This is a genomic window from Candidatus Methanoperedens sp., assembly GCA_027460525.1.
In the GTDB taxonomy this organism is placed as follows: Archaea; Halobacteriota; Methanosarcinia; order Methanosarcinales; family Methanoperedenaceae; genus Methanoperedens.
Genome location: JAPZAS010000015.1, coordinates 142271 through 165534, shown reverse-complemented (window position 1 = coordinate 165534; position 23264 = coordinate 142271). Strand labels below are relative to the sequence as shown.

The window sequence follows — 23264 nt, the reverse complement described above, 5'->3', positions numbered from 1 at the left end:
TTTAAATTATTTCAGAAAGTGAGACGGTTGCATTTTCGGCGTGTGCTGCCGGCTCTATCTTATAGAGATGATAATCCTGCTCAAGCCTCTTCACTCCCCCGCCTGTTATATTCAATAAGATATGTTCATCGGCTTCCACTTTCCCGCTCTCCACAGCATGGATTAAGGATGCCACTGCGACTGCAGCAGGCGGGAAGATATCAATTCCTTCTACGCTTTCGAACAATTGCTGTGCGGTTTTAGTTTCGCTGTTGGAAATCCCGTACATGCTACCGTTAGTTGAACATAGCGCATCATACACGCCACCTGTGACGGAATAAGGAGGCTCACGGTTGGACAGGATATCGGCATACATCTCATGTATGAGTTTTTTCGGCTCCGGCATATCGATATCTTTAATGATTTCACGTCTTCCTGCCTTCCAGGCATTGAGCATTGGCGCAAAAGGCAGGTTCTGGGAAAGATGAAGCTCTGGCAATTTCATGCCGAATCTTCCGTCCTCAAGGAGTCGAAGCGAGGCTTCCCATGCTGCAATACCCCCTGTTCCGCTTCCTATAGCCTGGAAATAATGGTCTGGCATTCGTTTCATAAACACCGACGCATCGAGCATTACAGTTCCCATCCCGTCCCTGCGCGCTACATTTCTCGCTCCGCCTTCTGCCCGCATTCCAGACATGGCAGAAAGCCGCTCTGCAAGATGTATGGAATCGGTATAATCGCAATTGGGACCCATCTGTATAATGTTTATGGAATCAGTGGGCTCTTCTGGGAGCCACATCCTCGGAACTCCGCTTGCCGGGATGACAATGTACACTTTTACCCCGGTTAATGCCGATACATGCGCAAATGCACGCGCAGTATTTCCTGCTGAAGCAAGTACGAGCGATGTACCGGAATTTCTGAATTTCTGAAGGGTGGGGAAGGCTTCAAGCTCCTTGAAACTGCATGTTTTAATAAAAGCCCCTCTTTCTGGCCAGTAACCATTAAAACCGATGAACAGATTCTTCAGTCCCAGCTCGGTTGCAAGCTCTGTGCTTTTGTAGGTGACAGGACCGGAATCTGATGTTATTATCTCATGTACGGGCAGCCAGTCATGGAATTTTCCAATTCCGCGGACATTTTTTAAATTGAGCTTTTTATTCCTGTAATTTGTACGCAGCAGCGCATTATCAGAGGGACATTTCAGGCTGTCGTCAAAATAAACGCCTCCGCAGCCTGTGCAGACAAGGGAATATTTTGAATCCGCGGGTATTGAGATAATCGGGTTAAACTGGGAAATGCTTACACTACATGCCGCTTCGCTCTCTGTCATAATTAATGATTTGATTTAGGAGACTATTTATGTCTTTCCATTAAAAGGAGATTTTTTTCCTGATCAGGATACTAAACTTGTATCAAAATACTTTTGTCCACTCGTGCTATCGTGATCTATATTTACTGCAATGTTGTAAAAACTCTTCAAACGAATTCGAGGCTGGATGGGTATGCATGTAGCTTGCCAAGGTATTATGCTCGAGCAGACCATCCTTCCCAGCGATAATCCCTTTTCCTCGCCTCAGTTTATAAACATAATGCGCATCCCTGTCGCTATCTGTTACCGAATAGTGGAACTCATGCCCCCTGATTATTTTGCCTTTCAGTGCAATGGGCGAGTCGGCTGTGGTTTCAGCCTCTGTATAACCGAGCGCAGCAAGCTTATCGGTCATCCTTGAACTTGCCCCAAGAACGCCTGCCATTTTATAACTTCGGTCAGTCTCAAGACTTTCATTCAAATACAGCAGCGCCCCGCATTCTCCGTATATCGGCATTCCGTCATCTGCTGCTTTTTTAATCTGTCGGCGGGCTGGAGAGGCTTCAAGTTCACGCGCATATAGCTCAGGATACCCTCCTCCGAGATAAATGCCGTCCACCTCCGGCAGCTCGTCGCTCATCGGGCTGAAAAAAACAAGCTCTGCTCCCAGACTTTTGAGGGCATCTAACGAATCCTGGTAATAGAAACAAAAGGCGCTGTCCTGGGCAATGCCTATTCTGGCATCGAATCTTTCCTCAGGCTCGTTTAGAGCGACATCTGGCGAGCTGAAGTTGCTTGCTATTGCTTTTACCGATTCCATGTTGATATGCTTTTCAATAAACTCTGACAGCACCACTATATTCTGGCTGCTTTCACCTGCCATGTGAAGACCAAGGTGTCGCGAAGGGATTGATAATTCAGGATTTCTTGGAAGCGCTCCTGTGACGGGAATTTTGATGCCTGCGCTGTGCAGCGAATCCATTATAAGTTTAACATGCCTGCTGCCACCCGTGTTATTGAGGATTATTCCCTGAATATTGACGCTGTCAAATTCGCTAAAACCCTTGACAACAGCGGCAATGCTGCGCGAGACTCCATGTGCATTGACAACCAGCACAACAGGTACATCCAGAATCTTGGCAACATGGGCTGTGCTTGCAACTTCTGTGGAATCAAGCCCGTCAAAAAGACCCATCACCCCTTCTATTATGCAAAAATCAGCGCCCTGCGAGCCTCGTTTGAATATCTCAAGCACTCCACGCTCTCCCATCATGAAGCTGTCGAGATTCCTTGAAGGGCGACCGCATATGCGTGTGTGGTGGGAGGGGTCGATGAAATCGGGTCCGACCTTGAAGGGCTGGACTTTGTACTTTTTGCTGAGCGCTGCCATCAAACCCATTGCGACTGTGGTTTTCCCCACGCCGCTGCCTGTGCCTGCGATGAGGAGTGCGCGAGTTTTGGCGGATGTCATCGCATAGAAATAAGCATGAAGAGATATAAGCTAAACCTTTGAGCAGCCATGAAATTTAACTCTCAAATTTGGCTAATATCATGCTCTCAATCTCGGACAAAACTTCAGCGAGTCCGATCTCTTTTGAAGGTTTGACCCCGGTGCTTACGTGTTTGTGGTGCGGGTAAGTATAGTCTTCCTTATGGTGAGCGGCATTATCGTATCTAAAAATCATATTGCCTTTACCATCAGTGAGATTGAATCTATACTTGAGTCGCTCTTTTCCTGTCTGGATGTACTCCATAAACGTAAGCACGTATCCGCCCAAGAATAATAGCCGCCCTCTTGCCATACCTTCATCGCTGCTGAATTCTTTAAAATCAACTGTTTTATCTACAATGAGCTTGGAGTTGCTCAACAATCGCTCTACTGTTTTAAAATAATCAGCAACTACCAATAAGTGCTCACCGCTTTAGCCTTGTTCAGCCTTTCTTCCAGCGTCTTAAGACCTTTTATCAGTCCCCACCACTCAAAATAATCCTGTGAATCCCCAAGGTCTCCCTTTTCGAACTTCTTCAGGAATTCGGGTGAGGCTAAATGATACTTTTCTTCGAACTGCTTTATTTCATTTTTCACCAAAGTTATCTTAGACTCTAAGAGTAAAATCTCTCTGTGAATCGAGTCCTTTATCACAGGCGCCACATCTTCGGAAATAGCAACATCCATGATTCATTTTATGCCGGCATTCTTATTTAACTTTTGTGACAGGCTTTAAATAGAACGTAAGCCTTCCTGGTGGTGGCGCGCAATCATGCCGAGCGCGACTGTGGTTTTCCCCACGCCGCTGCCTGTGCCTGCGATGAGGAGTGCGCGTGTTTTAGTAACGGGCATCAACCGCGAAGATAGCGACACGAAGATTTCATCGAGAAACAATTCCATTGTATCGATCTTTTAGCCCATATTATCTGCGGTTGTTTCAACATCATGTAATGCATGATGCTTTGCGATAAGTTCCCTGATTTTAGGAACTAATTGAACAGGGATGTCCATCGCAGTCTGGGTTCTGGTCTCATACGCCGCCTCATCCTCTGCTACGGCTTCCTCCTCGGTTTGTTTTTCATAATGAGCTAGAACTTTCCTCACTCTCTCTTCATCCCAACCTTTGGGAAATTTACTTTTCTTCATTTTTTCTTTTGGCTCCTGCGTTTATAAGCCATTAATGGTTTGCCAATTAAATCAAAGGCTGTTATGACAAAAATACTTTTTGGCTCAAGGTCAAGAATGTAGATAACCTTCAGGTACCGTCCAGCGCGGGATTGACCAATGGCAACCCGTGAACTAGCTCTTCCTGAGCGATCTTCCCCAGGCTTTAATAAAACATCCTTTACCTCGTCTTCAGATACATAATGTCTGTAGATATGGGGCAGACCTGTTTCTGAATCGGTATAGTAACGGATGTTCATATAATAACCATTGTCCGCGCTGCGTTACTGAGAGCCCTGTAAAGAATCTGCGTTCATCTGCGGTTAATTATCCCCACCCTTCATCTCCGTAGCAAAGCTCCTTCCGAACTCCACGCACTTCTCAAGCTCATCCATCGTTGGCTGCCACTTGAATTTAATACCTTCCTGCACCACCTTGATCCTGGCTTTCTCAAGGTTCTCCTCTATGAGCTTCACGTTCTCCCCGCTCCAGCCGTATGAACCGAAGGCTGCTCCCACCTTGTTCCTGAACCTCAATCCTTTCAAATCCTCAAGTATGGGCTTAATCGTGGGCAGGAGACCATTGTTCAATGCGGGTGAGCCGATGAGTATTCCCTTAGCTTTGAAAACCTCAGTCAGGACATCATTGCGGTCGCAAACAGCCATGTTGAACAATTTGAACTTCACCCCTTCCTTTTCAAGCCCCTCGGCTATCGCCTGCGCCATTTTTTCCGTGGCGTTCCACATGGTATCGTATATAATGACAGCAGAGCCGTCATTTCCCCCCGATGCCCATTCGTAATATTTATTCACGATCTGCATCGGATTTTTCCTCCACATAATCCCGTGGCTTGGGGCGATGATATCCACAGGAATGTTCAATTTCTTGAACTCGTCTATTTTCTTGATGACAAGCTCGGAAAAAGGCGTAAGTATATTCGCATAGAATTTTATGGCTTCCTGGTACACCTCGATCTCATCTACCTCGTCGTTGAAGCGCCCGGATGATGCGTAGTGCATGCCAAAGGCGTCATTGGGCATCAGGATATTCTTGCCTGTAAGGTATGTGAACATGCTGTCGGGCCAGTGCAGCATGGGAGCCATTACGAATACAAGGCTGTTTTTCCCGAGGCTTATGCTGTCGCCGGTTTTCACAACCTTGAAATTCCAGTGGTGCTGGTAATGTTTGTAGATGCTTTCTTTTCCCTTCTCTGAGACCACGACAGGGGCATCAGGTATCAGTTTCATCAATTCGGGAAGCCCGCCTGAATGATCTGTCTCGGCATGGTTTGCAATCACGTAATCAATTTTCTTGACATCGATGATATTTTCAATGTTCTCTATCATCTGATGGGAATAGGGACCATAAACAGTATCCACGAGAGCTACTTTTTCATCGATAATCAGGTACGCATTATACGTAGTGCCCCTGTGCGTTGAATATTCATGCCCGTGAAACTTCTTGATATTCCAGTCAACTGCGCCGACCCAGTACACGCCTTCTTTTAATTCTACAACCATTTTATTCACACTCCGTTATCTATTGAAATCCACTTTGGTTTTAATTCTATTAAATGCTTCTCACAGCCTCTATCGCCTTTGCCTTTTCAGGCAGACCTAAAAATGCGACCTTATCATCAATCAAGGTGGCAGGCACCGCATGTAAAGCATATTTTTTCACATACTCCATGCCCTGAGGCGAGGTCAGGTTCACCTCTTCATAATCAAACTGGTGTTCCTTCCGAAGCTCATTCCACAGCTTCTTGGTTGCCTGGCAAATGGGACACCAGTCCGCATGAATCAGTGTTACTTTCATAATTTTACCTGTGGTCAAAAACCTGATACCAATACTTTGCGCTCTTAGCGCCTTTGCGGTGTGGGTTTTATTCACCGCAGAGACGCAGAGATCGCAAAGATTAATCTTATTTTTTACTCAATGCATTTCACATCTCTGGAATAGCATTTCGGACAGGTCTGACCTGTGCCTATGCCCTTGAAGGTCTTTCCGCAGTGATTGCACTCATATTCATGCGGTTCCATGCCGCCTTCAAGCTCTACTCCGAACGAATCGCCTACGCTGCACATAGCACCTCCTTACTTCTTGATTTTACACGCTAACAATGAACCAACTCTCCTGCATAACTCAAGCTCTTCATCGCCAGGCATCCTTTTCACATATAAATCCTGTATCATTTCCGAGCCAAACGATTTTAATTTACTGTTAATTTCATCTGTGGCTTCAAAGCTCCAGCCGTATGAACCAAAAGCAAGACCCACTTTTCCCGATAGGTCAATATCCGAAATGTCATTTAGGAATTTTTTAACCGTGGGCATCATGGCATGGTTATAGTTGGGCGATCCTATTGCCACAGCATCGGCATCCCTGAGTTCATTCTTGTCTGCATCATTTACATTTTTCAGCACGGTCTCTATGCCTTCAGCTCTTGCGCCTTCTTCCAATGCAACTGCCATCCGCTCTGTATTATGCGAACCTGTGCCGTAGATGATTACAAGTTTTGGCATGCTCCCACAATTTATAATTATCGTTCGTGTATTTCTACTTTTTCTATGAGAAAAAGCATGCTTAATAATGGATACGGTAATCAATAGAATACGATGATAGACCCTGTTAACAAGTTTCAAATACCTGATGAATGGGTAAAAAGTGCCAAAATACCCATAGAAGAACTCGCTCAAAAAATATCCAGCGGGCGCTACGTACTGTTATCGGACGGCTCGATGCTGCGGCGGGGCTACACCACGGGTACGACCGCTGCGGCTGCGGCAAAGGCGGCTGTTTTATCGTTGAAAAAAGAGGTATCGGAGATTTCAGTCCCCACACCGAGCGGGCTTCGCGCCATACTTCCTGTTCTTGCAAAAAACGGAAGAGCCTCGGCACTGAAGGACTCAGGCGACCATGCCTTTGATGTGACATCAGGACTGGAGCTCATAGCAGAAGCAAGGGAATATGATACCGTTATAATAAAAGCAGGTGAAGGCATAGGTTCAAAAAAAGGCGTGCCAGCCATAACTCCATCCCCCATGCGCCAGATAGAAGAAGCGATAAAAGAAGCGCTTTCGGAAACAGGAGCAAAAGGTGCATACGTTACCATTTCTGCTCCGCATGGCGAAGAAGTTGCAAAACAGACGCTCAATGGAAAAATGGGAATAACACGAGGAATATCCATTCTCGGAACCACTGGTTTTGTGGAACCATGGAACGAACATCTGGGTGAGATGAAGGAAGAACTCATAACGAAAGCAGATAAGCTCGTTCTTACCACAGGGCGTCTTGGTGTTCGGTTTTCGCATATGCTTTTCCCGGATTATGAGGTTATACTTATAGGAAGCGACATTTCCAGGGGATTAAAAGCCGCAAAAACAAATGCAACAGTGATAATCGCCGGGCTTCCCGGGCTGATACTGAAATGGGCATCTCCATATCTTTTAAAAGGCAGCGGATACCTCTCGATTCAGGAACTGGTCGATGATGCTCCTGAAAATCCCCTTATCGACCGTGCACTGGGAGAGGCGGTAAAAAAATCGGGAAAAAGGGTTGTGCTCTTAAACAGGAACGGAACAATACTTCGCGATAGCGGGTGATATGCAGTGAAAATAGTTGGCGTTGGTGCAGCTCCCGATCTCCTGACACAGGAAGCAATATTTGCCATTCGGAATGCAGGGATAATATTCGGCTCAAAAAGGGCGATAGCACTGGCAAAAGAACATATCAGATGCGAGGCGCACGAAATTACGGATTACACCCTTCGTTCACTTCCTGAAAATGCAGTTGTGCTTTCGACAGGAGACCCGATGCTCTCCGGTCTTGGGAAATACGCGAAAGAAGGTGATGAAATCATCCCCGGGATTTCTTCGCTGCAGCTTGCCTGCGCAAGATTATGTCTGGATATTGAGAAGCTTTCTGTAATCACAGCCCATGCGCGTGATACAGGCACTGTAAAGACGAGGCTTATAACGGAATTAAGAAATGGGAGAGATATTTTTCTTCTTCCTGACTCGTCCTTCGGAATAGAGGAGATTGCAGGTCTTCTAAAAGCCCTGGGTCTGTCAAGGCGGATTTTTGTGTGTGAGAAGCTTGGTTATCCAGAGGAGCGGATAGCAACAGGTACTGCCGAAAAGCCCCCGCATGCCGGGTCGGAGATGTACTGTGTGGTAATTATATAAGTCCTATAAATCAAAGAACACGTTCTGGGATCCGCATTTCCTGCATACCGCTGAATCAACGAATCCTCTGTTATCCCCCAACACTCCCACAGCATAGTGCTCTACTCCATATTGCTTTTCCATGAGCCTATCAAGCCACTCTTCCTCCTCGCTGGTTTCCGGGCATCTTGACAGGATAAAGTACCTTTCTTTGAATGCTTCCTCGTTTTCGCAGTCCTGGCAGGCTCTTGGCCCAAAACATTTCCAAGCTTCCTGGATTTCCTTCTGGTTGCCAAGCTCCTGAAGAGATATTTCCCTGACCTCTATTGGTATTGCTTCTATTTTTTCCTCTATCTTCTGCGCTGCCACGAAAGCCGCTCTCGCATCGTCATGGCGTTTTTCAATCAGGCACTTCTCACCGCATGCACGCAGCATCTCCCTGGTCGGGGTCTTATTGGCTATCCTGTAGGCTTCCAGGCCAGGAGACGTCTGTCCCTCATCGAAACACCTCTTACCGCAGATAACCAGTTCTTCCTCTGGCGGGGTCTTATTAGCTATTCTGTATGCTTCCAAGCCCTGATAGAGCTGCCCTTCCTTAAAACACAGGCTGCCGCAGATAATCAGTTCTCCCTCTGGCGGTTTTTCTCCGGCAAGCTTGTAGGCTTCCATGCCCTGTGCGAGTTTCCCTTTCAGCAGACAGTCCCTGCCGATTATGACGATTTTGTCCTTTGGAAGCGGCATCCCGATTATTTTAGAAGCCTCAATGGCAGAGTAGATTCGCCTTTCTTCAAGATATTTATTAACATATGCGGTAAGAACTTCTTCTGGAAGCTCTATTCCGGAAGCTTTGGAACCCGCCTGGGCTTTGGACATCCATCCTTTTTCAAGGTATCTGTAAATGTAAGCTTTGAGTTCCTCTTTTGAAAGTGCCACCCCCGTGACTTTAGCAGCTTCTACAGCTTCAGACATCCGCCCTTCATCAAGGCATTTTTTAATGTATATAATGACTTTTTCTTCACTCATTTTTGTTTAAAGGAAGGCATATTAAACATTCTCGTATTTAAGAAGTATCTTCCTGAACCCATCCAGAGATTTTTCTATGGTTTCCTTCTTTACACAGAAGGCTATTCTGAAGTATCCGCTTCTTCCAAATACCGTTCCTGGAAATACAAAGATTCCTTCCCTGGAAAGTTCTCTGGCAAACACGACATCATCCACAGGACTCTCCGGGAAAATGTAATACGTGCCTTTGGGACGTATAAATGAGTAACCGAAATCATCTAAAGCATCACAGAAAAAGTCCCTTCTTTCCTGGTACTCTGCGATATCGACATGGACTCCCTGCAGATTGGTAATTACCTGCTGCATAAGGGCAGGGGCATTAATGAATCCAAGGATGCGATTTGCAAAAGTCATTGCCTCCATAATATCCCGGGCTTCCTCCATTTCAGGATTGACTGCTGCATATCCTATCCTATCCCCTGGAATCGATAATGGTTTGGAATAAGCGGCTGCAACAATGGTATTTGAATAAATCTTGAAAACATCAGGAAGCTTGATGCCGTCATAAACTATATCCCGGTATGCCTCGTCAAAGATCAAAAAAATATCTTGTCCAAACTCCTGGCTCTTCTCATATAGGAGTTTTGCAACAGATTCCAGAGTTTTCTCAGAATAGATCTCCCCGGTCGGGTTGTTGGGTGAGTTCAGGATGATCGCTTTGGTACTGGAGTTTATCTGAGAATCTAAATTATCAATGTTTATTGTGAAATCCGGGTTCGTTTGCGCTATCCGGCAAACTCCACCGTGGTTATCTATATAATAGGGATACTCCACATAACTGGGCGCCAGAATAATAACCTCCTCGCCAGGGTCCAGGAGCGCTTTTAAAGCAATATTTAATGCACCGGCACAGCCAGCCGTCATTATTACATGCTGTGCACTGAAAGATAATCCATGTTCCTTTGATATTGTCTTAGCTATTGCTTCTCTTGTCTTGGTATAGCCTGCAATGGGTGTGTAACGATGCATACCCGGAAAAGGATTATTTACAATGCGCTTCAACTCTTCAGTAAACTTTGCAGGCGTCTCTATCTGCGGGTTTCCCAGAGTAAAATCGTAAATTTCCTTATCTCCAGCCCTTTCCTCAAACATCCTGGTGACCGAGGATGAAGCAGCCATCTGCTCCCTTAATTTAGTAGATATTGAGATACAAATACCTCCCTTGGGGGAAGTAGGTACTCAGGCTATAAATTCTTTGCGCTCCCTGCTAATACGGAATACGGAAAAATATAGAAAAGTACACAATAGCCTTTTATCGTAATAAACCAAATTAAATCTAGCAGGCTTCGATTTTATCCTAGGGATAAATTATTCACGGGCTGCCATGCGAAGTGGGAACATGATTCTTGTCACGGGAGGAACAGGATTTGTGGGGAGCCATCTGGTGAGAAGGCTTGCTCAGGAAAGGATTCAAACACGATGCCCTGTGCGGAGGATCGCCGACTTGAAGGAAATGCAGGAGGTTTTTAACCTTGAGCTTGTGCCTCTCAGGAAAGCTTAAGGGACATTTTTGTCCCAGAAAAAGGAAGGGGAAATCCATGAGTCAAAATAAGCTATCGGATGAAGACCTCGAAGGGTACCTTGCGGCACGAAACTTTGCGAAGGGGATTTGTAACGAGATTGTGAGCAATATTAAAGCAGGCATGACGGAAAAGGAGGTAGAGGAAGTCGTCTCCGAAGTTTTCCATACCAATGATGTGAAGCAGCACTGGCACATGCCGATAATCGGTGTGGGCGAGGGGAGTACCAAGTTGAGAAGCGCATTTGCCCTTGCATCGAGCTACCTGACCAAAGGAATGCGCATCCTGCAGGAGAATGACCTCGTCTTGATAGATATTGCCCCTGTGTACAACGGCTATCCTGCAGATTATACTACCAGCCATGTAATGGGCAGCAACCCTGAGCTTGAGGCACTGGCAGCCTTTGCGCATGATGTTTCGCACAGGATTGCCGGGCATGTAAGTGAGGGAATGGTCGTGGCAGATGTGTTTTTCTGGGCTAAGGAGCTTATACAGAAAAACCCTGAATATACGCTTGTCTTCCCGCCGCTTGTTTCCATGGGACACCGCCTGTGCAGGATGCCGCCGCTTTGGCAGAGATTTCCGGAAGCAGGGCTTAATTATCTGCTCTTTAAGGCAAGCGGACCTTTCCTGACATCAAGCAATAATACGACGATGAGCGGGCTCTGGGTCATCGAGCCATACCTCTTGTACAAAGAGCGGGCTAGTAAATTCGAAACCCTTGTGTACATCGGGAAAGAAACGCGGATTCTTGATGCAGGCTAATGCCCGTGCGGCGCAGTATGCGTCCCTGCGACAATATATCTGCAGTCGGAAAGTGCAGTGAACGTGAAGGCTTCATCAGGGCTCATATAGACCGCCTGCTCTTTTTCCAATGATATTTTTATGTCTTTATTCTCAAGATTTGCCTCGCCGGATAGTAAGAATAATATTTCGTCATGACCGGCTGGTATCATTTCCCTTTTCTCGCCGCATGAAGCCTCGCCATACACGAGATACACGCTATGTTTTTTAATCTCTTCCGAGCCAACTATGTATTCCTTATATTTTTCCTTATAAAGTTCCCTGATATTGAATAATTTCATGTAAGTTCAGCACGGAAGTAAAGGCTTATAGGGTTTTTGGTGTTGTTTTTTCCAATAAAATCAAGTCTGGGAGAGGATTGGACTTTCCCGAATCCCAGGGAGTTTAACATTCCAGTTATTTCATCAACTGTATATCCCCATACATCGAAATGCTGGATAAAACCGGTATCCAGGAAAATCCCATCCATGCTCATCCTTCCTGTTTTTTCATCTATCTTCCTTTTCCAGATTATTTGAAGTTCGTTCTCCCCGGGATAGATTTCCTCCTGAAAAGGTTTTGAGTTTATAAGGACATCGAACAGCAAGATGCCTTTTTCATCGAGGCATCCGCATATTTTTTGTAAAACCTCAGGCATAAGCTCTTTTCTTACATGGGAAAGCACATTCCCTATGCTGTAAATGAAATCAAATTTCTCAGCGCATGGAAGCTCATCTTTCTCGATGTCCAGAACATGGAATTTTGCGTCTTTATTTCCGCTGCGAGCCCTTTTTTGTGCAAGCTGGATTGCCGAGGGCTCGATATCCAGTCCGGTTACAGAAAAACCCCTGTTTGCCAGCTCAAGGGCATGCAGTCCCCCGCTGCATCCAATATCCAGCACCCTTGTATTCCTGCGCCTGTACCATGCCAGTATCTCTTCCACCTCGGTGATATGCTCCCTATGTGAGTAGTGTGACCTTTCGTATATTTCCAATCCAGAGTCCCTATAGAGTTCGGTCATTCTATTATTGTAATTATCCTTCCGCAAATTAAAAGTAACCTGAATCCATATGTTATAGCTATGGAAGAGTGTAAAATGTTGATTGGCGGAAGGTGGGTACAGGGTGAGAATTATTTTGAGGTCAGGAATCCTTATACAAACGATGTTCTTGCAAGGGTGCCTGAGGCTTCACCTGAGGATGTGAAGAGCGCTGTTGCCGAAGCGAGGCGGGCTTTTGACACCAACCGGGAATTGCCGGCGTACAGGCGCTCGGAGATTCTGGAAAACACCTCCAGGTTAATCGCCGGGGATAAGGAAGATTTTGTCAGGACCATTTCACTGGAGAGCGGAAAACCCATCAAGGCTTCCAGAAAAGAGGTGGAGAGAGCGGTTTTAACCTTCAGGTTTGCCGCCGAAGAGGCAAAACGTATTGCAGGAGAAACTATTCCCATGGATGCAGCTCCAGGTTCAGAGAGGCACTTCGGGTTTTACATCCGCGAGCCGGTTGGCGTGGTTGCAGCGTTAACGCCTTTTAATTTCCCCTTGAACCTGGTGGCCCATAAGGTTGCTCCGGCTATTGCCGCAGGGAATGCGGTGGTTCTTAAACCTGCAAGCGCAGCTCCGCTTTCAGCACTCAAACTGTGCAGAACTATGACAGAAGCCGGGGTACCTGCGGGTCTTTTAAACATCGTAACAGGAAAGGGGTCAACGGTTGGAGAGGCACTTGTTTCAGGTGAAGTTAACATGGTGACTTTTACAGGCAGTCCCGACGTAGGCCGGCGCATCAAGCAGCTCGCAGGCATGGCAAATGTAACGCTTGAGCTTGGCTCCAACTCAGCCACGATTATTGATGAATCCGCCGACCTTGAGACGGCAGTGCCAAGGTGCATTACAGGTGCCTTCAGCTTCTCAGGGCAGGTGTGCATCTCGATACAGCGCCTCTATGTCCACAGGAACATTTATGAGAAGTTTCTGGCTGAGTTTATACCGAAGGTGGAAGAACTTAGAATCGGAGACCCACTTTCAGAAAAGACAGACATCGGTCCAATGATAAGCGAGGAGGCTGCCCGGCGGGCGCTGGCATGGATACAGGAAGCACAGAGAGATGGTGCGAACATTCTAACAGGCGGAAGGAGGAACGGAAGAATCCTTGAGCCCACGGTTCTGGCAAACCTTAAACCTGATATGAAGATAATGTGTCTTGAGGCATTTGCACCCGTGGTCTCTGTTATTGAATTTGAAGAATTTGAAGAGGCAATAGAAATGGTGAACAACAGCATCTTTGGTCTGCAGGCAGGGGTTTACACCCAGAATGTTGCCAATGCTTTTAAGGCAATAAAGAAACTCAACGTCGGCGGGGTTATGATTAACGAGATTCCCACTTTCAGGGCTGAACATATGCCTTACGGAGGCGTCAAGGAGAGCGGCATAGGAAGGGAAGGCGTGAGGTTTGCTGTTGAAGAGATGACAAACATCAAGATGGTGAGCTTCAACCTGGAATAAGGTGCTAACAAGCGAGGAATTGGAATGAAACTTGAAAATAAGACCATCATCGTCACAGGAAGCGGAAGAGGAATCGGGGAATACATTGCGAAAAGGCTGGGGAGAGAGGGAGCAAACATGGTTGTAACTGGAAGGACAGAAGAGGATATAGAAAAAGTCAGCAAAGAAATAAATGATACGGGAGGGAAGGCGATTTTTATTAGAGGCGACGTTACGCGAGAAGAGGATGTAAAAAAAGTTATCAATAAAGCAATCAAGAAATTCGGGAAAGTAGATGTGCTGATAAATAACGCAGGGGTCGGGTTAAGGAAATATCTATGGGAAACTGAGGTGGAAGAATTCGAGGAAGTAATGGATGTAAATGTCAAAGGTGTCTTCCTTTATATGAAAAATATCATTCCTGAAATGGAAAAGCACGGCGGTTTAATAATAAATATCTCCTCAGGCGCCGGAAAAACAGGAATTCCTACCTTGAGCGCCTACTGCGCATCAAAATTTGCTGTCATCGGTCTTACGGAAGCTGCCGCAGCCGAGGTCAAGAACATTAAAATAGTTGCCTTGTGTCCAGCAAGCGTGGATACAGGGATGTTCAAGCGGCTGTTCCCGTATGAAGAGGCAGACCTCAAACCAGAGGACGTTGCGGAAAAGATTGCAGATATCTGTATTCATCCTGGGAAATATCGCTCGGGGCAGTCTGTCGAACTTTATTAATATCAGAGACCAAGTAAATAGGAGTCATCATCTATGCCTCAACACAACGTAACCGAAACCGCAACCCTGGGCGGAGGGTGCTTCTGGTGCCTGGAAGCCATCTTCAATGAACTGCGCGGTGTGGAGAAAGTGGAGTCAGGCTACTCAGGCGGCAGTGTGCCCAACCCATCCTATCGCGAGGTCTGCACAGGTACTACTGGTCATGCCGAGATTATACAGGTAACGTTTGACCCGGTGATTATCTCGTTCAGGGAGATTCTGGAGGTCTTCTTCACCATCCACGACCCAACGACGCTGAATAGTCAGGGCGCTGATGTGGGCACGCAGTATCGCTCGGTGATATTCTATCGCACGCCTGAGCAGGAAAAAGTTGCTCAAGAGGTGATAACTGAGCTTGAGGCGGCAAAGCTCTGGGATTTACCGATTGTAACCGAGATTGTGCAGTTTACGGCGTTCTATCCTGCAGAGGAGTATCACCGGGAGTACTTTGAACACAATCCTGACCAACCGTATTGCCGCATAGTGATTGAGCCAAAGGTAGCCAAGTTTCGCAAGCAATATCTTGCGAAGCTCAAGAAGTGACGGGCTCTTGCGGCTGACTGTGGGTGCGCTTCTTTGTGACGGAGGAAGCTGCTGGACAGGCGCTTGGGTGCGGCGCAGGGGCTTATGGATTTGGGGACGTTTCAATAATAAGTGAGTATCAGTTATTCAGGGGAAATGAAGCATCAATCTCCAAGAATATCCTCCTTCGATTTTATTATTGTCAAATCTTTCTTTTCAATATCTTCAATAAGTTTTTTTAATTTCTCATGTTTCAGGATTTTTCTCAATTTCAAAGCCCTGAGGATTTCCTCCAAATCCAGAAAATCGATGTTGTTTTTGTTGCAATATTTTTTTACAGCTTTATCATTCGTAAGCAGGATACCATTTCTTGATGTACATAATACAATCAACTGGCATTCGCCTTCATGCAGGTCTTTCCTGCTTTCCAGAAGATTTTTGAAACTTTTGTATTCTTCTTCCGTGAGAAGAATAATCTCAACGTTAGTAATAATCTCATATACAAAAGAATACCCAGCATGCTTTGCGCGCACAAGTTCTTCATAAATAGCAGGCGATATTTTCAAATCTGCACATAGTTGTTTCAGGTACTTTATTGCACCAGCTTTTGCAAATGCGCTAAGAATATCGGTGTCGGCAAAGAATATCACGCAATCCCCAGTTTTTTTAACTTTTTATCTATTTCTTTAACAGATTTTCCTTCGGTTTCCCTTATTATTCCCCTTCCTGCCAGAACTTCCTTGAATTCTATTGTGGTCATGCCTGCAAGCTCTGCTGCTTTTGCAAGGGATACTTTTTCTTTCAGGTAGAGTTCGATGGCTAAAGAGATTTTCAACTCAGCTTTTGTGTTCAACAGTGTTCGAAAGGCATCCTTTAATAAATCAGATCTGGATGGATAATATCCCTTTTTTACGAGTATATCTATTTCTTCGCTTATGGTTTCCGATGCCGGCATCTATGTATCACACTGTTACATTTGGATTCGAGACTTTAAATAGCTTCTCAAACAGACAGATTTTGGTACTTGTATCAGGCGTTTCAGTCCGTGTCGGCGCCGTCCTTTGAGTGCGCGTGGGCGGCGCGCTTCCCTGTGGCGGAGACTGCGGGCGGGGCGCATGGAGGGAGTCGGGAGGGCGAATGAGTTCGAATGTTTCTCAGCACGTGAAATAGTTCAGGTTGTTACTACATTTAGTAATCTTTATATGTATTACATATAATAACTACATATATGGATTATACGACTGTTTCAGCCAAGATACCAAGAGAAGTCAAGCATAAAATTGAAGAGTATGGAATAAAACCATCCGAAGTTATAAGAAAAGCGATACAGAATGAAATTAAAAAATTCGAGATTATGAACCTCAAAAAAGAATCAGAATTACTAAAACCAATTATCAATAAAATCAAGAGCGAACAGGTTGCAAAATCAATTCGGGAGGATAGAGAGAGATGATTTATGATGCCAGTTCCATTTATAGAGCTATAGAAATTGGAGCTTTTAATAAGCTGCTGGAAGGAAAAACTCTGGATTTAGCGCATTATGAGCTTGGGAACGTGGTCTGGAAAGAGGTTACAAGAAAGAAAATATCAGAAAGCGAAGGAGCAAAATTGATAAAATTTATCTCGAAGGTCATTTCTTTGATGGAGATTTTAAAAATCGGGATCAAGAATGAAGTTCTCAAGGTAGCGGTGGATAACAATTTGAGCTACTATGATGCATCGTACCTCTATGCATCAATTTCAATGAAGGACGTCCTTGTAACCGAGGATAAAAAGCTGCTTGATCGAGCGATTGAGTGCAGCGCGGGTGCCGGAAGGTTTGAGGATTTTTTAGATAAAAAGTGACCAGAGCTTTCGGTGCCGGTTTATTCCCGAATCGGCGCCGTCCTTTGAGGGTGCATGGGCGGCGCGCTTTCCCTGCGGCGGGGGCTGCGGGGCAGGGTGCTGGGGACGGCGCAGGTGCTTACAGATTTGTGCTACAGAATATCAATTTTTAAAGCAATTCAACGAACTCTTCCACAGTTAGACCTGCGCTTCTTATTATGCTCTTAAGGGTTCCTCTGTCAAGAGTATCGTGAAGAGGAACGGTTATTTTAATCACGACTTCAGATGTAACTTTCTTCATCCTGATGTGGCTTCCCCTCTGCCTGACTATAACAAATCCAGCCCTCTCCAATGCTTTTATTGCTTCTTTTCCAGAAATAACTGGCAACTTCAAACCGTTACCTCAGCTACCTGGCCTGTGCCCATGGAGAGAAAGTCATTTTCAGGCTCAAGGTAGAGTTCTATGGCTTCTTTTATGTTCTCAAGGGCTTCCTTTTTTGTCTTTCCTTGAGAAATGCAGCCCGGAAGCGAAGGAACCACGACCACGTACCAGCCGTCTTCGCCTTCTGTGATAACGACTTTAAATTTCATGGTCATTATTTTGCGTATATGTACTTATTAAGGTTGCTATGAATCGGCGCCGTCCTTTGAGAGCGCATGGGCGGCGCGCCTTCCCTGCGGCGGGGGCTGCGGGATGAGATGGGGGCGGCGCAGAACTTGTGGTATTTGAATTAATCTGGAAGCCCTACTTCGGTTGTAGCATCAGCCAAGAGATGAAATACATAGCCGAGGAAAAAACTAGAAATAATATAAAATATAGAAAAAAGTAAACCAACTAAAGCTGTTATGACCAATATCTTTCCCGTTAATTTTAAAGCTCTTTTGCTATGACCTAAACCTCTGTGCATCCAACTTGTAGGAGCTTCTAAAATATCAGGGATAATAGAACCTAGAACAGCAGATATAAGCGCATATACGATTGCATCCGAAGAAATTTTGATCGCTAAATAAATAAGATAAGTGTACGCCAGAAAGGCGATAACACCTATAGTCAAATGTTGTTGTCTATTCATTTTTGTTTTGCAACCTGTATCGCTCGATACAAGTCTAAAATATCAGACCTATCTCCTTTAATAGTAAGCTCATTTAGTTTAAGGTACATTGTTTTGAAAATCATACCTTCCTCAACAATTCTAAAAGATTTTATTTGGTCGAGTGGAATTTCATGCAAACGATCTGATTTGAAAATAAGTCCTTTGCTTGTATAAAACATAACTCGGTTGCTTGTTACATACCCTTTTAAGCCCGCTTCACCACCCACATACAAGCTGCCGTTTGTTGCATAGGTAGCTATTTCATTCGGTATTAGATATTTTTCTATTCCCAGACCAGACAATCTTGAAGTTTCACTTACAGTTTTCTTAACAATTTCTTCGACCATACTTATCCCTCTGTCTAAATCATTAATTCTATAGTTGATAAATATATCGTAAGTTTTAATTCTCTAATTGTTAATAACAATCCTCAAACCCCACTCCCAGAACCTATTCGTCCTCGCATAATTCCTCTCAACAATCAGCATATTCCAGTAAAACTCCTCCTCATCCTCCCTCAGCTTCCCAATCACACGCAAGGCAGTCTCAATTACTTCAGCAATTTCACGAACTCATCCCTCTTCAAACCCGCCTGCCTGATAATCTCAAGCAGCGTTCCCGGGTCGATTTCCTTATGGTTTGGAACAACAACAGCCCGCTTGGAATCCGAAACCACTCTGACGAGAACAATATGGCAGCCTTTCTGCCTTGCAGGTTCAAAGCCAATTTTTTTAAGAGCCTTGATAACTTCACGCCCTGACAGGACGGGCAGCTTCCCCATGGGACAGCACCTCAAAATGAGCTATGACGGTATCTTCAGGCGCTATCTCTTCAGGAAAGCCCATCTCCTCAATATAGACCTCTACAGCTTCTTTGAGATTTTTAAGCGCCTCTTCAATCGTATAACCTTGGCTTACAACATCTACTTCCGGGCACAGAGCCGCAAACTGCTTATCACCTTTTCTGATGATTGCTGTAAAATCCATATAACTCACTGAAATGTATCGTTCCGATTCGTTAAATAGATTTGCATTTCAATATGCACAGGCAGTCCTCCAAAAGTGTACCATAAGTATTATACTTTACTTACAACTCTCACTTCCCCAGATATACGACATCCTTCACGCATTTAAAATGCGGGGGTCGCCTGTCATGAGCCTTGCAGCTTCGTTTTTTGCAGTCGCGGAAACGATGGATCGTCAGTACGGTCGTCATCTCCCTCGTGCCTGTCAAATTCCTTTAGTCCAGGAAAAGCTCCGAAATATGATTTTTTAAACTTCTTCTTAAATTTTATAAGCTCCATGATAACACTTCATGACCACCGTCCATAAATCACTTACTCCCAGAACCTCTTCGTCTTCGCATAATTCCTCTCGGCAATCAGAATATCCCTGTAAAACTCCTCCTCATCTTCCCTCATCTTCCTTATAACCCTCGACGCAGTCTCAGGCCCAATCCCCCTCGAAGCAAGCGCAATCGCCGCAGTCTTCCCCTGCGAGAGCACGACATTCGCATTACGGTAAAGTCAGGCAGTTCTATCATCAGTATTTTTTTGTTAAGTTTCATATATAATGAAAAGAGATTATAGTATAAAGCGTGCTGCAATATGCAAAGATGACTTGATTTCGGACACGAAATGGTTACGCAAATGAAAAATAATGGAGGAATGTGGTTTTGGAAGCAGTCAAACAAATTGTTAGAATACCTAAAGACCATGAGATAAGGATAAAGGTTCCAAAGGATATTCCTGAAAATGAAACAATAGAAGTGATTTTAATTATGAAAAACAGGCAGGATAGTTTCAAACAAAAAATTAGAGAATTAAAAAATGCTACTAAAGATAAACTCTTTCTCGAAGATATGAAAGAAATATCTGATGACTTCAATTCTGTCGATTTAGAAGGATATTAAACGAAGATGCAGTATAAGTGGCATATATTCTTAGCCAATCTTGACCCAGTGGTTGGCTCTGAACAGGGAAAGACTCGTCCAGTTCTGGTAATAAGTGAGGAAGAAATAAACCAGATTCTACCGGTAGTGAATGTTCTTCCGATAACATCAAGAAAGCCAGAAAGGAGGATTTACCCGAATGAGGTCTTAATGCCTGCCAATACGGGAAGACTTGAGAAGGAATCTATTGTTCTTTGCTATCAAATAAGGACTCTTGATAAAAAACGTCTGATAAAAGAATTGGGTATAATCGAAGATTTTGATTTACAGCAGGAAATAATTGATGCACTGAGTTTTCAATTGGGAATTACCAGATAATAACCCCCTACACATCCCAGAACCTCTTCGTCTTCGCATAATTCCTCTCGGCAATCAGAATATCCCTGTAAAACTCCTCTTCATCCTCCCTCAACTTCCGAATAACCCTCGAAGCAGTCTCAGGCCCAATCCCCCTCGAAGCAAGCGCAATCGCCGCAGTCTTCCCCTGTGAGAGCACAAGGTTGGCATTCCGATAAACCCGCGCCGTCCTTTTTCTCTCCTCCTCTGTCTTTTCCCTATCAGGCTTCCTAACAATCTTAATCTCCTCCTCCTCCCAGGGCTTGAGTGCCGCGATCAGCCTGCTGCTGCACAATGGACATTCCGGAACCTGGGGGACGTTGTTGACAACCCTTTTGGCTTTCCATTTCTTGCAGTTCAGGCAGAAAAGGATAACATGGTCGTTCATTATCCTGCTCTTGAGCGCCATGATAATTGAGCTGTCCGCCCTCTCGGGCGCCATTAGCTCCCTGCCGCCCATGAAACCCGCCTCGCCTATCGGGCTTGTGGGCTGGACAACCAGCTTCATGCTCCCGCTCTGGAGCGCGCCAAGAGCCTCCCTAGCGCGTGCTATATCGAGCTTGTCGTGGAATATCTCCCGCACGGCTTCATCATACATGGGCGTGTGCTCGAACACATCAAGCAGTTTCTTCATGCTTATGCGCCCGTAATCCACATCCCTGCTCAGCGCGCCGAATTTCCGCGCCACATGAACCATCTTCCATTTGAGCAGCGTGGTATTCTTCAAGGTCATCTCGATAATCGGTTCGATGTGGTCAGGGCTTGTAGTCAGGAGCAGCTCTTTTATCTTCTCGGCATTCAGCATCCTTGGGAGCTCAAGCTTAATCCTGTACGGATCAATCTCCATTGCCACGCTTGCACCGAATCGTGCTGCAAGCAGTGAGGTCAGCGTTCTTCCCAGGGTCTCATTCACCTTATGTCCGCCGCAGATGTTGAGCACGATTGTCTTCCCGTCCTGTTCGATAACCGCTGTATCATTAGTCGGCACGGTAAGACCTGCCTTGACCTGCTTCTGGATTAACTCCAGAATCTCATGTGCAGCTTCGCTATCTGCAGGATATTCGTTTCTGAAATCCCCGGTTATTTTTTCTGGTTTCTCACCATGTATAATTTTTTCCAGGATACGCTTCCTTATGCTCCCTACTTCCTGCGCCACCTCGTAAGGCACGGGTATCTCTTCGCCCACCCAGTTGGGGATATCCGCTCCCGGGTCGCTTATCGGCTCCACCTTTATCCTGCTTTTCTCTGTTATTATCTCGATGATGCGCCACATCTCGCCTTTTGCAATGAAAACTGCGCCGGCTTCTGCAAAATCCACAACGAACGCCTCGTCAAGCGCTCCCACTGTCCGCCCGCTCACTATATCGAATATCTCAAATCGTTTCTCATCCGGGATCATGGAGAGGTTTTCGTAAAAATACTGCCATGTCCTCCTCTTCCTGTTGACCGTATCATTCTCAAAGCGTATAAGCCTGGTATCGTTTAACTGCTTGATAACCTCGCGCAGCATCTCGATTTTAAGATTACGATAGGGGTGAGCCCTTTTGACTATCGAATATATGGCAGGAGTTGAAATCTCGCTAAAATCAAGCGCCATCCCGCAGATCTGGTTTGCAAGCGTATCGGTGCTGTTCTCATGGATATCGATAGTTTCAATCTTCCCTGCTTTTGCCCTCCGTGTGATTGCTGAGGATTCAGCCGCATCGTCCGCACTTATAGTGATTATTGTCCCGCTTGACCTCTCCCCTATCCGATGCCCGCCGCGCCCCACCCTCTGTATAAGGCGTGTAACCTCGCGAGGGGACATGTACTGGACTACATGCTCCACGTCGCCGATGTCTATCCCAAGTTCCATCGAAGAGGTGCAGATAAGTCCTGAAAGAACACCTCCTTTAAAATTATTTTCCGCCTCGATTCTTGTTTCCCGTGAAAGTGAACCGTGATGTACGCCGATAGGGATTCCCAGCATCCTGAACCTTGAACCCAGCATTTCAGCCGCTTCTCTTGTATTTACGAAAATCAGGGTGGATTTGTGCTGTGCCACAATATCGGATATTACAAGGAGATGCGAGGCTATCTCTGGAGTGCACATCAGTTTTTTTGAAGACTCAAAATCCGCTGATGCAGGTTTTGGACATACCACATTGAAATCCAGTTTTTTTATAAGGGACACTTCAATCACCCTTGCATTCCTGTTCGTTCCTGCAAGGAAACGCGCTATATCATCGGGTTTCCCCACAGTTGCAGAAAGACCGAGCCTCTGGAACTCGCCGCATACTTCAACCAGTCGTTCAAGGGCGATGGATAACTGCGCGCCCCTCTTTGAAGAAGCAAGCTCGTGCACTTCATCAACAATCACATGCGTAACGGTCTTGAGGTTATTCCTGAGCCTCTTCCCTGTGAGCATCACCTGAAGCGTCTCAGGCGTTGTGACAAGAAAATCCGGGGGCTTGCGCGACTGTTTTTGCCGCTCGTAAGAGGTGGTGTCCCCGTGCCTGACTGCCACTTTTATACCCAGTTCTTTTCCCCACCATTCAAGGCGCGAGAGCATATCGCGATTCAGGGCGCGAAGAGGCGTGATATACAGGACAGATATCCCGCGTCTTTCCTCTTCCTTTTTTTGCATGATGCTGTCAAATACCGGAAGAACGGCAGATTCTGTTTTACCCGAGCCTGTGGGCGCTATAAGCAGCACATGTTCCTTTGCGAGCACCGCCGGGATTCCCTTTATCTGCGGCTCGGTGGGAGCAATAAATCCCTGCTTGGCTAAAGCATCCTGGATTCCGGGATTTAGCAGGCTGAACACGTTCATG

At 45.6% G+C, this 23264-nt stretch carries 38 protein-coding genes; 11 read left to right on the top strand and 27 right to left on the bottom strand.

Annotated features, from left to right (window positions below; genetic code table 11):
• Window position 1: 1 nt before the first annotated feature.
• The 11 genes from O8C68_05425 to O8C68_05375 form a co-directional block, all read right to left on the bottom strand.
• Window positions 2–1312 (bottom strand): cysteate synthase, encoded by a 1311-nt coding sequence (locus O8C68_05425; protein ID MCZ7395244.1) that lies wholly within the window; start codon window positions 1310–1312, stop codon window positions 2–4.
• Between the two features lie 106 nt (window positions 1313–1418).
• Window positions 1419–2762: a hydrogenobyrinic acid a,c-diamide synthase (glutamine-hydrolyzing) gene (cobB, locus tag O8C68_05420; GenBank protein MCZ7395243.1), complete on the bottom strand. Its 1344-nt coding sequence runs from the start codon at window positions 2760–2762 to the stop codon at window positions 1419–1421.
• A gap of 55 nt (window positions 2763–2817) precedes the next feature.
• Entirely contained in the window at window positions 2818–3198 is a 381-nt protein-coding gene (locus O8C68_05415) for a DUF6516 family protein (GenBank protein MCZ7395242.1), read from the bottom strand.
• Entirely contained in the window at window positions 3192–3467 is a 276-nt protein-coding gene (locus O8C68_05410; protein ID MCZ7395241.1) for a hypothetical protein, read from the bottom strand. Before O8C68_05410 ends, O8C68_05415 begins: the two co-directional genes overlap by 7 nt.
• Window positions 3468–3512: 45 nt before the next feature.
• Entirely contained in the window at window positions 3513–3680 is a 168-nt protein-coding gene (locus tag O8C68_05405) for a hypothetical protein (GenBank protein ID MCZ7395240.1), read from the bottom strand.
• A gap of 12 nt (window positions 3681–3692) precedes the next feature.
• Window positions 3693–3926 (bottom strand): hypothetical protein, encoded by a 234-nt coding sequence (locus O8C68_05400; protein ID MCZ7395239.1) that lies wholly within the window; start codon window positions 3924–3926, stop codon window positions 3693–3695.
• Window positions 3923–4204, bottom strand: a complete 282-nt coding sequence (locus O8C68_05395) for a hypothetical protein (protein MCZ7395238.1) — start codon at window positions 4202–4204, stop codon at window positions 3923–3925. Before O8C68_05395 ends, O8C68_05400 begins: the two co-directional genes overlap by 4 nt.
• A 63-nt stretch (window positions 4205–4267) precedes the next feature.
• Entirely contained in the window at window positions 4268–5464 is a 1197-nt protein-coding gene (locus O8C68_05390; GenBank protein ID MCZ7395237.1) for a flavodoxin domain-containing protein, read from the bottom strand.
• A 49-nt stretch (window positions 5465–5513) separates the two neighbouring features.
• On the bottom strand, window positions 5514–5834 hold the full coding sequence (locus tag O8C68_05385) for a thioredoxin family protein (protein MCZ7395236.1): 321 nt from the start codon (window positions 5832–5834) through the stop codon (window positions 5514–5516).
• A 38-nt stretch (window positions 5835–5872) separates the two neighbouring features.
• The gene (locus O8C68_05380) at window positions 5873–6028 is read right to left on the bottom strand and encodes a hypothetical protein (protein ID MCZ7395235.1); all 156 of its coding nucleotides are present in this window, start codon (window positions 6026–6028) and stop codon (window positions 5873–5875) included.
• Window positions 6029–6037: 9 nt separating this feature from the next.
• Window positions 6038–6466 carry a flavodoxin domain-containing protein gene (locus tag O8C68_05375; GenBank protein ID MCZ7395234.1) on the bottom strand — a complete coding sequence of 143 codons (429 nt, stop codon included), beginning with the start codon at window positions 6464–6466 and terminating at the stop codon, window positions 6038–6040.
• Window positions 6467–6559: 93 nt separating this feature from the next.
• Here O8C68_05375 and O8C68_05370 point away from each other — a divergent pair, with 93 nt between their 5' ends.
• On the top strand, window positions 6560–7546 hold the full coding sequence (locus O8C68_05370; protein ID MCZ7395233.1) for a cobalt-precorrin-5B (C(1))-methyltransferase: 987 nt from the start codon (window positions 6560–6562) through the stop codon (window positions 7544–7546).
• 6 nt (window positions 7547–7552) lie between these two features.
• Window positions 7553–8128: a cobalt-precorrin-7 (C(5))-methyltransferase gene (locus O8C68_05365; protein ID MCZ7395232.1), complete on the top strand. Its 576-nt coding sequence runs from the start codon at window positions 7553–7555 to the stop codon at window positions 8126–8128.
• Window positions 8129–8131: 3 nt separating this feature from the next.
• Here O8C68_05365 and O8C68_05360 read toward each other — a convergent pair whose 3' ends face one another.
• Complete coding sequence (locus O8C68_05360) at window positions 8132–9130, bottom strand: hypothetical protein (GenBank protein MCZ7395231.1); 999 nt, start codon at window positions 9128–9130, stop codon at window positions 8132–8134.
• A gap of 21 nt (window positions 9131–9151) precedes the next feature.
• Window positions 9152–10312 (bottom strand): pyridoxal phosphate-dependent aminotransferase, encoded by a 1161-nt coding sequence (locus O8C68_05355; GenBank protein MCZ7395230.1) that lies wholly within the window; start codon window positions 10310–10312, stop codon window positions 9152–9154.
• A gap of 196 nt (window positions 10313–10508) precedes the next feature.
• On the opposite strand from O8C68_05355, the gene O8C68_05350 reads away from it, so the two are divergent.
• Both O8C68_05350 and O8C68_05345 read left to right on the top strand, forming a co-directional pair.
• Window positions 10509–10670, top strand: coding sequence for an NAD-dependent epimerase/dehydratase family protein (locus O8C68_05350; GenBank protein MCZ7395229.1), 162 nt, complete (start codon window positions 10509–10511; stop codon window positions 10668–10670).
• A gap of 37 nt (window positions 10671–10707) precedes the next feature.
• Window positions 10708–11454 carry a M24 family metallopeptidase gene (locus tag O8C68_05345; GenBank protein ID MCZ7395228.1) on the top strand — a complete coding sequence of 249 codons (747 nt, stop codon included), beginning with the start codon at window positions 10708–10710 and terminating at the stop codon, window positions 11452–11454.
• On the opposite strand, the gene O8C68_05340 is transcribed toward O8C68_05345, so the two are convergent.
• Window positions 11451–11774, bottom strand: coding sequence for a hypothetical protein (locus O8C68_05340; protein MCZ7395227.1), 324 nt, complete (start codon window positions 11772–11774; stop codon window positions 11451–11453). The genes O8C68_05345 and O8C68_05340 overlap by 4 nt on opposite strands.
• The gene (locus tag O8C68_05335; GenBank protein ID MCZ7395226.1) at window positions 11771–12493 is read right to left on the bottom strand and encodes a class I SAM-dependent methyltransferase; all 723 of its coding nucleotides are present in this window, start codon (window positions 12491–12493) and stop codon (window positions 11771–11773) included. The genes O8C68_05340 and O8C68_05335 overlap by 4 nt, the downstream gene beginning before the upstream one ends.
• A 60-nt stretch (window positions 12494–12553) precedes the next feature.
• Between O8C68_05335 and O8C68_05330 the strand changes: the two genes are divergently transcribed.
• From O8C68_05330 to msrA, 3 genes are read left to right on the top strand one after another with little or no spacing between them, the layout of a single operon-like run.
• Window positions 12554–13975 carry an aldehyde dehydrogenase family protein gene (locus O8C68_05330; GenBank protein ID MCZ7395225.1) on the top strand — a complete coding sequence of 474 codons (1422 nt, stop codon included), beginning with the start codon at window positions 12554–12556 and terminating at the stop codon, window positions 13973–13975.
• A gap of 24 nt (window positions 13976–13999) precedes the next feature.
• On the top strand, window positions 14000–14686 hold the full coding sequence (locus O8C68_05325; protein MCZ7395224.1) for an SDR family oxidoreductase: 687 nt from the start codon (window positions 14000–14002) through the stop codon (window positions 14684–14686).
• Window positions 14687–14719: 33 nt separating this feature from the next.
• Complete coding sequence (gene msrA, locus O8C68_05320; protein ID MCZ7395223.1) at window positions 14720–15268, top strand: peptide-methionine (S)-S-oxide reductase MsrA; 549 nt, start codon at window positions 14720–14722, stop codon at window positions 15266–15268.
• Window positions 15269–15411: 143 nt separating this feature from the next.
• Here the strand turns inward: msrA and O8C68_05315 are convergent, their stop codons facing one another.
• Both O8C68_05315 and O8C68_05310 read right to left on the bottom strand, forming a co-directional pair.
• Window positions 15412–15897 carry a hypothetical protein gene (locus tag O8C68_05315; GenBank protein ID MCZ7395222.1) on the bottom strand — a complete coding sequence of 162 codons (486 nt, stop codon included), beginning with the start codon at window positions 15895–15897 and terminating at the stop codon, window positions 15412–15414.
• Window positions 15894–16202: a UPF0175 family protein gene (locus tag O8C68_05310; protein ID MCZ7395221.1), complete on the bottom strand. Its 309-nt coding sequence runs from the start codon at window positions 16200–16202 to the stop codon at window positions 15894–15896. Before O8C68_05310 ends, O8C68_05315 begins: the two co-directional genes overlap by 4 nt.
• Window positions 16203–16475: 273 nt before the next feature.
• On the opposite strand from O8C68_05310, the gene O8C68_05305 reads away from it, so the two are divergent.
• The gene (locus O8C68_05305) at window positions 16476–16700 is read left to right on the top strand and encodes a hypothetical protein (protein ID MCZ7395220.1); all 225 of its coding nucleotides are present in this window, start codon (window positions 16476–16478) and stop codon (window positions 16698–16700) included.
• Window positions 16697–17092 (top strand): type II toxin-antitoxin system VapC family toxin, encoded by a 396-nt coding sequence (locus O8C68_05300; GenBank protein MCZ7395219.1) that lies wholly within the window; start codon window positions 16697–16699, stop codon window positions 17090–17092. The genes O8C68_05305 and O8C68_05300 overlap by 4 nt, the downstream gene beginning before the upstream one ends.
• A gap of 148 nt (window positions 17093–17240) precedes the next feature.
• Here the strand turns inward: O8C68_05300 and O8C68_05295 are convergent, their stop codons facing one another.
• From O8C68_05295 to O8C68_05255, 9 genes are all read right to left on the bottom strand, one after another.
• The gene (locus O8C68_05295; GenBank protein ID MCZ7395218.1) at window positions 17241–17465 is read right to left on the bottom strand and encodes a type II toxin-antitoxin system HicA family toxin; all 225 of its coding nucleotides are present in this window, start codon (window positions 17463–17465) and stop codon (window positions 17241–17243) included.
• Window positions 17462–17662, bottom strand: a complete 201-nt coding sequence (locus O8C68_05290) for a type II toxin-antitoxin system HicB family antitoxin (GenBank protein ID MCZ7395217.1) — start codon at window positions 17660–17662, stop codon at window positions 17462–17464. The genes O8C68_05295 and O8C68_05290 overlap by 4 nt, the downstream gene beginning before the upstream one ends.
• 140 nt (window positions 17663–17802) lie before the next feature.
• Window positions 17803–18144: a metal-dependent hydrolase gene (locus O8C68_05285; protein ID MCZ7395216.1), complete on the bottom strand. Its 342-nt coding sequence runs from the start codon at window positions 18142–18144 to the stop codon at window positions 17803–17805.
• Window positions 18141–18512: a hypothetical protein gene (locus O8C68_05280; protein ID MCZ7395215.1), complete on the bottom strand. Its 372-nt coding sequence runs from the start codon at window positions 18510–18512 to the stop codon at window positions 18141–18143. Before O8C68_05280 ends, O8C68_05285 begins: the two co-directional genes overlap by 4 nt.
• Before the next feature lie 63 nt (window positions 18513–18575).
• Window positions 18576–18698 carry a hypothetical protein gene (locus O8C68_05275; GenBank protein ID MCZ7395214.1) on the bottom strand — a complete coding sequence of 41 codons (123 nt, stop codon included), beginning with the start codon at window positions 18696–18698 and terminating at the stop codon, window positions 18576–18578.
• Between the two features lie 17 nt (window positions 18699–18715).
• Window positions 18716–18946, bottom strand: coding sequence for a type II toxin-antitoxin system HicA family toxin (locus O8C68_05270; protein ID MCZ7395213.1), 231 nt, complete (start codon window positions 18944–18946; stop codon window positions 18716–18718).
• Window positions 18915–19160, bottom strand: a complete 246-nt coding sequence (locus O8C68_05265) for a type II toxin-antitoxin system HicB family antitoxin (protein MCZ7395212.1) — start codon at window positions 19158–19160, stop codon at window positions 18915–18917. Before O8C68_05265 ends, O8C68_05270 begins: the two co-directional genes overlap by 32 nt.
• A gap of 100 nt (window positions 19161–19260) precedes the next feature.
• Window positions 19261–19398 (bottom strand): hypothetical protein, encoded by a 138-nt coding sequence (locus O8C68_05260; protein ID MCZ7395211.1) that lies wholly within the window; start codon window positions 19396–19398, stop codon window positions 19261–19263.
• 103 nt (window positions 19399–19501) lie between these two features.
• Window positions 19502–19669, bottom strand: a complete 168-nt coding sequence (locus tag O8C68_05255; protein ID MCZ7395210.1) for a hypothetical protein — start codon at window positions 19667–19669, stop codon at window positions 19502–19504.
• A gap of 170 nt (window positions 19670–19839) precedes the next feature.
• Here O8C68_05255 and O8C68_05250 point away from each other — a divergent pair, with 170 nt between their 5' ends.
• The gene (locus tag O8C68_05250) at window positions 19840–20076 is read left to right on the top strand and encodes a hypothetical protein (protein MCZ7395209.1); all 237 of its coding nucleotides are present in this window, start codon (window positions 19840–19842) and stop codon (window positions 20074–20076) included.
• 6 nt (window positions 20077–20082) lie between these two features.
• Window positions 20083–20433, top strand: coding sequence for a type II toxin-antitoxin system PemK/MazF family toxin (locus O8C68_05245; protein ID MCZ7395208.1), 351 nt, complete (start codon window positions 20083–20085; stop codon window positions 20431–20433).
• A gap of 7 nt (window positions 20434–20440) precedes the next feature.
• Here O8C68_05245 and O8C68_05240 read toward each other — a convergent pair whose 3' ends face one another.
• Window positions 20441–23263 carry a DEAD/DEAH box helicase gene (locus O8C68_05240; GenBank protein ID MCZ7395207.1) on the bottom strand — a complete coding sequence of 941 codons (2823 nt, stop codon included), beginning with the start codon at window positions 23261–23263 and terminating at the stop codon, window positions 20441–20443.
• Between the last annotated feature and the right edge of the window lies 1 nt (window position 23264).